This is a genomic window from Paenibacillus hemerocallicola, assembly GCF_006265175.1.
Taxonomy (GTDB): domain Bacteria; phylum Bacillota; class Bacilli; order Paenibacillales; family NBRC-103111; genus Paenibacillus_AB; species Paenibacillus_AB hemerocallicola.
Window position 1 is genome coordinate 114,565 of the sequence record NZ_VDCQ01000007.1, and the last position, 12,639, is coordinate 127,203.

9 protein-coding genes are annotated in these 12,639 nt (G+C 54.4%); 3 read left to right on the top strand and 6 right to left on the bottom strand.

Annotated features, from left to right (window positions below):
- Positions 1-29: 29 nt before the first annotated feature.
- Both FE784_RS07285 and FE784_RS07290 read right to left on the bottom strand, forming a co-directional pair.
- Positions 30-818 carry a hydroxypyruvate isomerase family protein gene (locus FE784_RS07285; protein WP_139601481.1) on the bottom strand — a complete coding sequence of 263 codons (789 nt, stop codon included), beginning with the start codon at positions 816-818 and terminating at the stop codon, positions 30-32.
- A gap of 60 nt (positions 819-878) precedes the next feature.
- Positions 879-2,141, bottom strand: a complete 1,263-nt coding sequence (locus tag FE784_RS07290; RefSeq protein WP_139601482.1) for an ABC transporter substrate-binding protein — start codon at positions 2,139-2,141, stop codon at positions 879-881.
- Positions 2,142-2,517: 376 nt separating this feature from the next.
- Between FE784_RS07290 and FE784_RS07295 the strand changes: the two genes are divergently transcribed.
- Positions 2,518-2,784 (top strand): hypothetical protein, encoded by a 267-nt coding sequence (locus tag FE784_RS07295; RefSeq protein WP_176706020.1) that lies wholly within the window; start codon positions 2,518-2,520, stop codon positions 2,782-2,784.
- 432 nt (positions 2,785-3,216) lie between these two features.
- Here the strand turns inward: FE784_RS07295 and FE784_RS07300 are convergent, their stop codons facing one another.
- Both FE784_RS07300 and FE784_RS07305 read right to left on the bottom strand, forming a co-directional pair.
- Entirely contained in the window at positions 3,217-4,257 is a 1,041-nt protein-coding gene (locus FE784_RS07300; RefSeq protein WP_139601484.1) for an NADH:flavin oxidoreductase, read from the bottom strand.
- Between the two features lie 305 nt (positions 4,258-4,562).
- Entirely contained in the window at positions 4,563-5,141 is a 579-nt protein-coding gene (locus tag FE784_RS07305) for a TetR/AcrR family transcriptional regulator (RefSeq protein ID WP_139601485.1), read from the bottom strand.
- A 121-nt stretch (positions 5,142-5,262) separates the two neighbouring features.
- Between FE784_RS07305 and FE784_RS42335 the strand changes: the two genes are divergently transcribed.
- Complete coding sequence (locus tag FE784_RS42335; protein ID WP_281287034.1) at positions 5,263-5,394, top strand: hypothetical protein; 132 nt, start codon at positions 5,263-5,265, stop codon at positions 5,392-5,394.
- Between the two features lie 354 nt (positions 5,395-5,748).
- The gene (locus tag FE784_RS07315) at positions 5,749-7,584 is read left to right on the top strand and encodes an FAD-dependent oxidoreductase (RefSeq protein ID WP_139601486.1); all 1,836 of its coding nucleotides are present in this window, start codon (positions 5,749-5,751) and stop codon (positions 7,582-7,584) included.
- A gap of 135 nt (positions 7,585-7,719) precedes the next feature.
- On the opposite strand, the gene FE784_RS07320 is transcribed toward FE784_RS07315, so the two are convergent.
- Both FE784_RS07320 and FE784_RS07325 read right to left on the bottom strand, forming a co-directional pair.
- Positions 7,720-11,460: an FIMAH domain-containing protein gene (locus FE784_RS07320; RefSeq protein WP_176706021.1), complete on the bottom strand. Its 3,741-nt coding sequence runs from the start codon at positions 11,458-11,460 to the stop codon at positions 7,720-7,722.
- Between the two features lie 356 nt (positions 11,461-11,816).
- Positions 11,817-12,635 carry an SPL family radical SAM protein gene (locus tag FE784_RS07325; protein ID WP_139601488.1) on the bottom strand — a complete coding sequence of 273 codons (819 nt, stop codon included), beginning with the start codon at positions 12,633-12,635 and terminating at the stop codon, positions 11,817-11,819.
- Positions 12,636-12,639 lie beyond the last annotated feature (4 nt).

The following is a 12,639-nucleotide window of genomic DNA, read 5'->3' on the forward strand; positions in this document are numbered from 1 at the left end:
CTTTTTCGTTGCTCTTCTCCAAATGCCGGCTACATGTAGGCGGGATACGTGCTCCCGAGTCGTTCGAAAGCTGTCGAGTACTCTCCCGAAGGCTTATACTCCAGACCGATAAATCCGTCGTACCCCGTCTCTCCGATTACTTCCAGCAAAGCGTCATAATCGATTTCCCCGCCGATCGGTTCGGTTCTTCCCGGCACTTTCGCCAGATGGTAATAACCGATCAGCGCATGGTTGGCGCGGATGACCCCGCTGTGGTCCTCGCCCATGATTTGCATATGGTAAGCATCGTACAGCAGCTTCACATTCGGGCTTTCCGCAAGCTGTACGATCCGAAGCCCTTCCGCGGCCGTATCGCAGTAGGCGCCTTTATGGTCGACTTTGCTGTTTAGCGGCTCGATCAGGGCGGTTACTCCGGCCGCCTCCAAAATCGGCGCGATATATCGCAGCGAAGCGACCGCCTCCTGCCTATGCTTCTCGAGGCTCCAGCCGGGGATGCTGCTCCCCGCCACCATGATCAAGTTGCTGCAGGACAGCGTCCCGGCATAGGCGACCGCCGCCTCCGCATCTTTGGCCAGCCGCTCCCGATCTTCGGGAAGAACCAGCACCGGACGCGCGCCGGCGACGCCTCCGGTCGTTCCACCCAGGCAGCTCACCGCGAGCGGAGCCGTTTTTTGCAGCTCGACGGCTTCGGACAGATCCGCATTTCTCCATACGAATTCGCAGCCCCGGAAGCCGCCGCGCTTCGCGGCTTTCCAGCGTTCGCCGAAGGAAACGCCCTTCCCGAAATTGATTTCCAAATGCGCCGCTAATTTGATCATCGCCGACGCCTCCTTATCGTTTATTTATTTCAAGGCAAGCAAACGGAGCCGATGTTCCGCTTACTTTTTCGCCTTTTCCTCCTGAACCTTCAAGTTTATTTGCTCTTCCGCCTCCCTCAGAGCCGTATTGATATCTTTTTTTCCGTCGGCGATGTCGTTGAACGCTTGATTCAATATCGGGTTCGCCACGTAGTCATACTGCTCGATTACTTTGACGGCGGCTTTCCCTGCGAAATCGGCCTGCACATTTTTTCCTGCCGAGCTGGCCGTATTGACGCCGTATTGCTTCTGGATTTCAAGAACGCTGGAGCCGACGACGAGCGCCGCGTCCCGGGCAATGGCCGTTTGAATCTCGTCGGAGTAATACAAGGCCAACACTTGGAAGGCCGCGTCTTTGTTTTTGCTCGTCGAGGCAATCGACAGCATGGAGCCGAGCAAGTCGGGCACAAGCCTGTTTTCGAACGTCGGCGCGACCACATAGTCCCACTCGAGACCGGGCACCGGATTGCGCAGCAGCCAGGAGGAATTGTTCAGCAACATCGCCGTGTTTTGGTTTTTCGCGAAAAGATCGCGGGCGTTTGCCGTCGTCCGGTTTCCGGGAATTTCATTAATCGTCTTCCAAGTCGAGGTCAGCTTCTGCCAGTCCGGCGTCGAGAGCTGCGCCTTGCCCTCTTTATCGAATACCGGGAGCTGCAGCTGGGACTTCAAATTGCCGTAGCCGGCCGTATTCAATCCGTAGTACTGGGTGCCGCCCTCGGTCCGGGTCAGCCTTCTGGCCAATCCGATCGCCTCTTCCCAGGACATCCCGCTTGTCGGGTACGGGACATTGAATTTATTGAACAGGTCCTTGTTGTACAGCAATATTTTTACACTGCGGTCACCGGGTAACGCGTAAATTTCGCCTTTCGGACCGTAAGCCCGAATGCTTTGGATCAAGGTCTGATCGAGCTTGGTCAAGTCGAATTTGTTTGTGGCGATCAGCTCGGTCAAATCGTACTGGAGACCGACTTCGATAATCGGTCTCAAGTTTCCATTCGGCAGCAAAATGTCGGGGATGTCACCGGCGGCGATTTTGTCCTGCAAGGTAAGCTTTTCGTCCGAATAATGGACCGTAATGTGAGGCAGCTTCGCCCGGATCGCCGGCTCCATATATTTCGTAAACACCTCTTTGTAGGCGGCGGAAAGCTGGGCCTGGAGTTCGACCGGAGCCGGAGCGGCTTTGACGTCTTGTCCGGCCGGCGCTCCCGCTTCTTGTTGCGAGCATCCGGCAGCCGTCAAGATGGCCGCCAGCAGCGAGCCGAAAATCGTAAATTGTTTTTTCATTCGAGTATCCTCCCCATGGTCTGTGATGGCCGGCGTGACGCGAACCTGTTTGGGCTCGGCGGTTTTCCGGGCTTGTGTATGCTTTGAAACAAAAAGGCATAGACTCGCGCTCGGCGATTCTATGCCCCATTGGAATGGTCGACATCCGGTTTTAAAACCTATAATTTCAATATGTTTTATTGGATATTTAAACTATAACAGGTTCGCACCGGCTCCGTCCATGTCAGAACTTGTCCAATACCGTTTGTCATTTTTTGACCTTTTTCCGCATCGACGGTTGTCACCGCCGGTCTGTCTCGCTTCTACTGCTAGCAAAGCAGTGGACGCCAGATTTGCGGCGGATCGCGATCCGCGGCGAAAATATTCGTGGGAACGGTTGAACAGACAAAACACGTCATCACGCCGCAAAGCGCAGCTTTTGCTTTCCCGGACGTCGGATTTGGCCAAGCTCGGCGCTTTTTTAAAAGTGGTCGATGCATTGACAATCCGTGGCGCCGAGCGGGAGAACAGAAAGGGAGAAAGCACCGGTAATTGTCTACTAAAAGGGCTGGATTACTTGGAGATGCATTACGCGGAAGGGATTACGATTGAGAAAGTAAACTCGTTCGTCGAAGGTTCATTTGCATTAAACGAGGGGACGTAGTAAGCGGACAAATGAGCCTTCCACAGGACAAAATAAGCGGTGGTGTCTGCTACGCTTGTATTACCCCAAGTAAATGTTGATTGGCGTAGATAAAGATTAGTTTCCTTTACGCGAAATAGGCAGGAGGAATCGTGGCAAACGGCTGCCACGTACAAAAAATGACCCTTTTCGGGTCTTTTTCATTTTTAGGATTGTGAACATAGGTACGGTTCACCGTGAATGATGTTAAACTAAACTGCCCGTCCATCCGCGCCCCATGAGGGGACACCACGGAATAATGGAAATTCACTATGCAACCACTCGGTTCAAGCTATTTCCAGGGCAGTTGAGAAAAGCAGCCGAACACAAAATGCCGGCTGCCTTCAAATGCCTCAATGAGCTATCGTCCTACGTCTTTCGAAATGTGTAGTATGTCGCTAAACGAACGGGGATTTAAAAAAGTGTTTTCATTGCCTCAGCCGAAAAGGGGGCCAATTCGTCTATTCGACCGTCGCGAATCTTGTTTGCCCAAGCAGGATCAACCAGTAATGCCCGGCCTACGGCTACCAGGTCAAATTCTTCACGTTCGAGTCTCTCGATCAGCCCGTCGATCTTGACATTACTGGCCCCCTTTCCTTCCGTAAAAAGACCCGAAACATCACCATCAAGGCCAACCGATCCAACCGAAATGGTCGGTTTCCCAGTCAGCTTTTTTGTCCATCCAGCAAGATTTAGATTTGAGCCTTCGAATTCAGGTTCCCAGAAACGGCGAGTGGAGCAGTGGAATATATCGACACCCGCATCGACTAATGGCGCCAAAAACTGCTCCAGCAGTGCCGGTGTTTCAGCCAATTTCGCCGAATAATCACTCCCCTTCCATTGCGAGAAACGGAGCTGGATCGGGAATTCCGGTCCGACGGCCCGGCGGCAAGCTTCGATGACCTCCACCGCAAAGCGGGTGCGCGCAACCATATCGCCACCATAGCTGTCGGTGCGCGGGTTGGTTTTCTCCCAGAAAAATTGGTCGATCAAATATCCATGCGCACCGTGGAGTTCGATGCCGTCAAAGCCAAGCCGCTTGGCTTCATATGCTGCCTGTGCGAAGGCTTGGACAATAGCCGCGATTTCCGATTCCGTATAATCCCCGACATGGCCTCGCGCTCCCATATGCCAAATCTGCGGTAAGATCCGTCCGCCCGCCTCATGTACCGCGGTCACTACGTTTGCCCAGCCGTTTAACGCAGCCTCACCATAAAAGTGCGGTACATTGGCTTGATTGGACGAATCCGGATGATTGATCACCGTACCTTCAGTCACTATAAGTCCAACGTCGTTTTCAGCTCTGCGACGGTAATAGGCGGTTACATCCGAACCTGGTACTCCGTCCGGAGAAAATTGTCGGGTCATCGGCGCCATTACGATACGATTAGTTAGTGTCAAATTCCCTATTGCAATAGGCTTGAACAGGGTCTGAACGGATTGAGAAGAATTCATACAAAAACCTCCATGTTAAATTATGCAAATAAATCTCTGCAACAGATTAGCAGTTTCGCTAAAAGAATTACAATCCGCAACTTGAATTTGGATTTATGCTCCTGCCCGGAGAACCACCTCCTTCATCTCCCTTTATCGTTCATTTATTACCGCTTCACATTATTGACTACACAGTCAAAAACTTCGTAAAAAAAGGAGCGGAGGGCTATCTTTGCAAGAGAACCGCCTCCTCGCCTTGTCTTTGTTATTATTTCTTTACCGTTAATCCCTTATTGACTGTGTAGTCAATAACTTCACAAAAAAAATCAAGGGGCGATCATCGCCAAAGAAGTACGTAAGACCGCATCGATACGCTCCCGCGAAGCACCCGACTTCTCCATGATTTTTGCGCCGAGCAGAGCGTTGTTCAGATAAGCCGCAAGTTCTTTACTGGTACGACGGGTCGTAATCATCTGCTGCTCCTGACCGCTGCGGATGATCTTCTCAAGTATTTGTTCGACTTCGGCAAACATCAACTCTACTTCGCGAGTTACCTCTTCGTCATCGGTTCCTTCCAGCGCGGAGTTTACCATAAGACATCCTCGACCGATTGTTTCGTCACCATGGCATAGCGTAACGTCGACAATGGCCTCAAGCTTTTTTAAGGGTGGCGCTTCCTGAGAAGCCAATTTTTCCAGCACGAATACACTCTGTTCGCGATACAGCGCCAATGCCTTCAAAAACAAAGCCCGCTTGTCTTTAAATACGCAATAGAAACTTTGCTTCTTAACCTGCGTCGTGCGGGTTAAATCTTCAAAGGAAGTCCCCTTATAGCCTTTTGTCCAGAATACTTCCATGGACTGGTGAAGTGCACGATTGACATCAAATTCTCTTGGTCTGCTCATAGCAACATGTTATCAGTTATTGACCGCGAAGTCAAAAATTGTTTCAGCGCCCCTTCCAACCTTCGTGTGCCTTGGCCCGTGCATTTGCCCCCGGCTTCCTTGGTAAAATCGGGACGCCAGCTTGCTCCTGATTTCGTTCGCCAAAATCGCCGGCGTCACCCCGAGCGTCAAATCGATCACGATAAACGCTCCGTTGTACAGCAACGTGTTCCGCGTGATTCGCCAGGACCGCTCCGCCTCTACTCACCAATAAACCGACCTGACATTTATAGTTTTCAGACCTGTTCCGGTATTGTTTACCTTCCGGGAGGGTACACTACAAAAAAACTTTCAAAAAAACGGCTGATGAACCGATCGCGAATCATGAGCGCACACGACAAATTGCAACATCATATCGGACCGGAATCGGTAACACCGAAGCCATTTATTGTCCCCCTTTGTCACATTTATCGCGTCAGTCGCCATACAAGTCGAATCCGTCAAGCCCGACGCGGTTCCGCCCGCCATTTCCCACGCGCGTTCCCCCGTTGCCGGGCCCGGCTTTTTCCCGTACAATAGAGGCTGTAATCACGCTCTCGTCGTATAAGTCGTCAAGGAGTTGCATCAAGTGAAAAAAACGGTTTGGGTTGGAGCGCTGCTCGTGATCGCGGCCGCGTTGTCCATTGCGGGTTACCGATATATGGCGGACCGCAAGGCGGATCTGGTCATCATCGGCACGGAGCTGGAAGGCATGTACATGGCCAGGCGGGCGCATGACCTTGGGCTGGACGTCACCGTGCTGGAGACGGACGACGGCGTCGGAGGACAGCTGCTTCGGGGCGAAATGATTTATTTGGACGAAACGTTCGACGATAAAGGAAATTCATTGGTGCAAGGCTCGATCAAGCAGCTGTTCCAGGACTACTATGCCGGGAACATTCGCAAGCTGAAAGATTTCCAGACCTATTTCAACGGATTGGTACGAGGAATACCGATCATCCGGCAGGCCACCCTGACCGCGGCCGAGAAAGAGAACGGCGCGATCCGCTCGCTGACGTATCAGAACGGCAAAGGTCGCACCCGGACGATCGAAGCGGATTATTTCGTCGACAATACCGACAACGGGGCGCTGGTCAACCTGCTCGGAGTCGAGAGAAAGCCTGGACTGGAAGCGCTTTACCAAAATCCGCAAAAAGAATATATGAGCGCGACGTATATGATGAAATTCAAAAACGTCGACTGGCAAACGTTTTACGGCCAATTTTGGAAAATGAACAAAGCCGAGCGGATGACGATGTACGGTCCGGAAACGTACGTGGACGCCAATATCGCCTACGGCTTTCCGCCCATCGTCGCCCGTTATGAGCCGAAAAACCCGGACAAGGTCAATTTGCGGGGACTTAACATTTTGAATCAGAAGGACGGGGAAATTATCATTAACGCGCTTCAGGTGTACGACGTCGATCCGAGCGACCCGGAGACGGTCGCGCGGGCGATGAGCTACGCCCGGGAGGAGATGCCCCGGATTCGCGACCATCTGAAGAAGCACATTACCGGATTTCAAAATCTGGAGTTGAACGGCGAGCCGGAATATTTGTACATCCGCGAATACGACCACTATCCGACCGAGTACACGCTGGAAGCTTCCGATTTGCTCGGCGGCGATATGTTCTGGGACAACGTAAGCATCGGCGGCTATTTCATCGACATCCAGGGATCGCGCTCCAACCGCGAAGGCTTCGCCATCGGACGGCCGGACAAATACGGGATGCCGCTCCGCAGCTATTTGCTCAAGGAAGCGGATAACGTCATCCTGACGGGCAAGCTCGTCGGCGCAACGCCTGTCGCCTACGGCAGCGCGCGCATTCAGCCGAACGGTTCGCTCGCCGCGGAAAGCATCGGGGTGCTGATCTCCCGTCTGGAAGGCACGGGCATCGGTCTGAAGCAGGTTACACCGGACATCATGAGCGCGTTCCAGCAGGAAATGAGGGCATCGTACGGCGTCGAGCTTCAACCGGGCAAAGGCAACAATAAAATCGAAGGGATGTCCCCCGAAGATATCGCCGAGCTGAACGCGGGCCATATTACTTTGCTCGGGAACAAAAACCAAGCGAGGACGCTGCCATTCATCCGCGTCTATTACAACAACAACGAAGTGAAGTTTACGGCGCATAAGCCGGTCATCGTCGACGGGAAGACATGGACGCCCGTGGAGGAGCTGATGAGCGCATTCGGTGCGCAGCGGATCCGGATCGATTTGGACCGCAACGAAATCCAGTATACGCGCACCGACGACCCCGACCGGGTGCGCACGATACTTGCTCCGATTCACATCCTGAACAATCGCGTGCTCGTCAACCTGCGGGAGATTAGCGACTTGTTCGGCTACAAAACATACTGGGACAATCTGAACCGGGTCATTACGATTTACAGCGACGAGCCTGTGCCGCAGCAGCCGTCCTGAATGTCACCTCTCCGACAGACGGACGGACGAATAAAGAGGTCATGAAGACATACGGATTCGTATGCCTCCATGACCTCTTTTCCGTCTAATCGGATCGTTCCGCATGCAGAGACCGGAAGTTTGTCTGATTCCGGGTCAAGTCCGGTCTCGTATGTACGCCTCGCCCTCCTCTCCCAGAATCGACGTCGCGGCCGCGGACACCAGTCGCTGCGCCTGTACGGCCGGATCGTTGATATGGTCCAGGAAGTCCCGCATGTAGGCGACCGCGGTTTGCAGCTCCCCCTGCTCCTCCACAATCCGGATAATTCCCAACCGGTATGCAAGCTCCGCCGCGAATGTATGGTTGATGTCGCCGGACGCTTCAAACCGGGCGACATGCCCGAGCAACGATTGAACGGTTGCCGGAGCGTTGTCGATGATCGCCGCTCTGCCGCCGGACTCCGCAATTACCCACGCCCCGTTCGCGTCCCGATGGGCCACCGCGTAAGGGACGAGCTTCCACGCCTCCCCGCCGTCAAACGGGAATCCTTCGTTGGGAGAATAGGTGACGAACCGGGTTTTCCCTTCCTCCGCCTTCACGTCCAGCACCGGATACGCCGTCCAGTCCGTCCCTTTCTTGACCAGGACATGGCTGCCTATCCATTTATCCGCATCCGTCACGATACCGGAAGCCGCGAACCCGTCCTGATACCGTTGCGCGATATTGCCTTCCTTCAGCTGACCCGGTTCGATGTTTAGGCCCAAGCCGTCCTGCTCGATCTTGCCTTCCCCGGCCAGGAAAGCATACTCCAGCCTCCCGTTCCCGTTGTCGTCCTTATAGGACAAGACGCCAAGCCGGCCGCTGAACGCAATCGGACTCGCGCCGGATCCGCCGTCGAAGGCAGCTGGCGCATTCAAGATTCCTTGCGAGCCGAGAACGTAATCGTGCCATCCGTCCCCGCTTATTTGCAGGCCGACCGGCGCAATGACATCCGGGCGATACACGTTATCGGTCACGGTCAACGGAGCTACACGCCGGATTCCCGGAGTGTCCGCATACGATTCGAATACGGTAGCGAATGTACTTCCTCCCGTCGAATTATCGAGCCTCCGGATTAAATACGGCAATTGGGCGCCCGCGTCGTATTTGCCCCGTTGTCCCCAACCGTCGCCAATATAGACGGACTCCGTCACCGACAATGGAACTTGCCACGATTGGGTGCGTCCGGCGCCGCCGGCATTTTGCCATCCGGCTGTCCAGACCTGATCCGTTCCGGTCGTCCTTACATCCGTCAAGCCGTATGCCGCGACCGCGGAATCATTGCCTTGCGCAAGCTGGATACCGTCCGTAGTCATGCTGTCCGTCGAGCCATGGAGCGTATAATCGTGCGTACTCCCTCCGCGGACGCGGAAAAAGTCGACGAGGTATTCCGGCTTGCGGTCGGTCTTCTGCATTTGCAGCAGCGTACGCCCATACACGTCCGTCTCCGCATAGGCGGCGGAGCTTGCTTCCGTAGCGTGCACCGGTCCGGACGCTTCGAAAAATCCGATACTGCCCCCTCTTCCGGCGCTTTTCTGGTTTTTCCCGTCGACGACGACCAGATTGTGGGCGGCCGAGCGGGCGGTCATCCCCTGCTGCGGATTGTCCCATAAGTAACCGAGATCGGATAACGATTCCCCGCCATTCGCCCAGTAGCTCAGATCGAGGCTGTCCAGGTGGCGATGTCCCCCCCAATCGCTTGCGTTCACAATTGCGGCGCTGCCCATGTTATTCGGCGTTCCTCGCAAATACGCCAGCTTCCACTGAGGGAACAGGACGTCCGACAGCTCCAGCGGCTCGGCCTGCTCCAGATTATCGGGCCGATACAGCAAGCTTTCCACGCCGGTCAGCGAAAACCCTCCGAAACGGAGCAAGCTGGACAATATTGGCAATCCCGTTCGCTTCGCGCCGATTCCCAGCCAATACCCCGCCGGCGTGCTTGTCGTATAAGAGTCGCCCACGGACGGGTATTTCATCGAAGGAAGCAGAGCGTCGCCCAACGTCTTGTACACCATTCGGTAATCGGAACGGCCGTAGACGGAGAAATTGTCCGTGCGCTGTCCCGTCGGCGGCGTATATCCCGGCGGATCGGAATAGCCTTCGAGAATTTCGCCGAGACGCCATAAATAATCGAGCACCTGCAGTCCATAGGCTGGTGTTTCGATCGGCGAGCCGTCGGCCTTGTACCAATCGCTCATGAACCGGTTGAAGCCTTGCAATCCGAACTGCACGAGCTTGGGCTCGGACACCGCTATGCCGATGGCGGCCGCTGCCGTACGGTTGGATATCGATTTGTTGTTTTGGGCCGGATCGGCCAAAAACAGCGAAGCCGACTCCAGCAGCAAATCCCTCTCGATAACGAGCCGGTCATTGTCGCTCAGCAGCGTTTGTCCGTCTACCCGGACATCGCCCAGCAAATCGTATGCGGTGACGAGCGGCAAAATAATGGAGCCTTCCATGCCGTTCGCATCGCCGCGTCCCGCCATCCAATATCCGGCGTGAAGCGCCCGGTTCGCGACGTTTGGCGGAGCCGTAAGCTCCGGCCTCGGCAGCTTGTTGATCGAGAACGCCGCCGTTTTCGGATCCATATCCGCATATTCGCCGTAACCGGAGTGGAGCAGCCAATGCGGATACACCTCGGCGAAGCGCATCAATATTTTTTTCCCTTGCCGGGCATAGGCGGGATCGCCGGTCAGTTTATACAGAACCGAGATTTTGCCTGCTATATTGGACATATACACTACTTTTTTGGCGCGTATGTAGGAAGTAAAGCTCGGACTAAGCTTGAAGCCGCTGAAATCGTAGGACTGTCTGTTATAATAAGTGATCCGTTGCTCGACGCCGCCCCATTTGGCAATCATGACGCCTTCCTCGGAATATTGATCGTTCGGGAACGCCATGCTGCCGCAATAGATGACGTCGGGCTCATTCGCACTCCATTTCCAATCTCCGTGCGGGAAGCCCAGATCCGGAGCGTTCGGGCAAGGGGTGAACAAGTCCGCATTCGGCGTCGTTGCCGGAACCATGTTCTCGATTTGGGCATCGTTGTAGCTCATCGCGAGGGAAACTTCACTTTTCATCGAGTTGATCCGCTGCTCCGACAAAGCCCGGAATTCCGCCGACGTCTGCACCTTGTCGGTATAAGCGTTCCAGTCCGCTTGCTTGTAAAGTACTTTTGGCGGCGAAGCGACGCCGCGTTCCGACGGCTCGACCCAATTGGGGAACAGATCTTCGATCGTTACCGGCGGGCTCGGCTCGGCCGATGGCGACATCAGCAATTGCCAACGGTTGAAATCGATCCCGTTCTCAAACTGTTCGTCGAGCTTCCGCACTCCGTCCGCGTATAAGGCGATATTATCCATGTATACGGTTCCATTAGTGCCAACGTCGGTATAGTCGTTGGCCAGGAAAGGCTTCGTATACACGGACGCGCTTCCAAAGCCCTTGCCGGCGATCAAATACGGGGGCGGTCCCGAGGCCGGTGCCGGTGCCGTCTTCAGCAGCACCGGGTCCGCGCCCTTCTCGCCTCCCCACAATTGCACCGTACCGTTCTCCCATACGATGCGGACCCGATACGTTTTGCCGAGCGGCGCGCTTCCGGCGTACCCTCCCGGATTCAAATTGAATTTGGCGTTGCCGGCAATTCCGATAGATACGTATTGGGCCGTACCCCAGTATAGAATCAATGCCGGAGCCCATGAGCTGCCCGGCTGGGCGACAGGCTGGATGTCCGCTTCGGCGACGATACCGCCCGGCGTATCGGGCCAATCCAATTGATGCAGCAGCAGGTCGTGCGCGTTGACGGGGCCTTCGAATAGAAGCTTTCCTTCGAAAAGATGAGCATAAGGATCATTCATGATTGCACCTGCTTCCTGGGAGTTGACCATACACCAGCCGGTCAAAAGGGAAAAAACCAAAACGAAACAAAGAACGGAATTCGCCATCTTCCTAATTTTTCTGCTCTTGTTCAAGGTGAACCTCCTCATTGGATTTGGATTTTAGCCTTGCAAAGCTCCCGGACCACCTTCCCTCTCTCGCATTCGTCTTTCTTGCAATCGGAAAATTTTTCCACTACATCATATAGTATATATAATAAGCGAGCGATTGCAATCTTTTTTTAATACAGGTTACAGACGGATACTTAATAAAGCGCGAAGAAGCCGAGAGCCTCCTCTCGACTTCCTTATGAATCTATTAACAAACTCTTCCTGCCTCAAGGAGCAAAGCCTTTTTGGCTCACCAAGACCTTATCCCCGGGAAAAACGGTCAGAAGCCGTTCCTGCACGATCCGATAGGCCGCAGGGTCGTACCATTGCTCCATGCCAAGCTCCTCGTATAGGGAGCGAATACCCAAGCTCCGCGTTCGTTTACCGCCGCTGCCGTCGCCCATGAAATAATCGTCCACGCAGACGCGGTCGACCAACGACTTCAGCTTGTCGGGAAACGCTTCGCTGCTCGGCAGCACCGGGGCAATCGTCGCTTGGGTCGGCACGCCCGCTTCGGCCAACAGCTCGAGCGTCTTCAGCCTGGCGGCGATCGGCGGCGCCTTCGGCGTAAAATGTTTGCGTACGGTCTCCAGATCCGTCTCCACGGTCATGCTTACCCGGACCTTCTCCTTCAAGAGCAGCAACAGGTCGATATCCCGGCGTACGAGCGGACTCCGTGTCTGCACGAACAGAAAATCGGGAGGATCGTCCGCCATGACCGCAAGCAGCGATCGCGTCACCTTCTCCTTATACTCGACAGGCTGATAAGGATCGGTACTCGACGACATGAAAATCGTTACTTTCCCTTTCGCCTTCGCCTTATGAAGCTCTTTCCGCAATATTTCGGCCGCTTCCTTCTTGACATCGACCCAAGTTCCCCATTCCTCCTTGCGGAACGTCGATACCGGCATTTGACGAACGTAGCAGTACGAGCAGCCGAAGGAGCAGCCCGTATACGGGTTCAAGGAATGGCTGTAATCGGACAGAAAGCCCGTCCCTTTATTCAGAAGCGTTTTGGGAGTTTTGTAGACCGGACCGAATTTCATGACA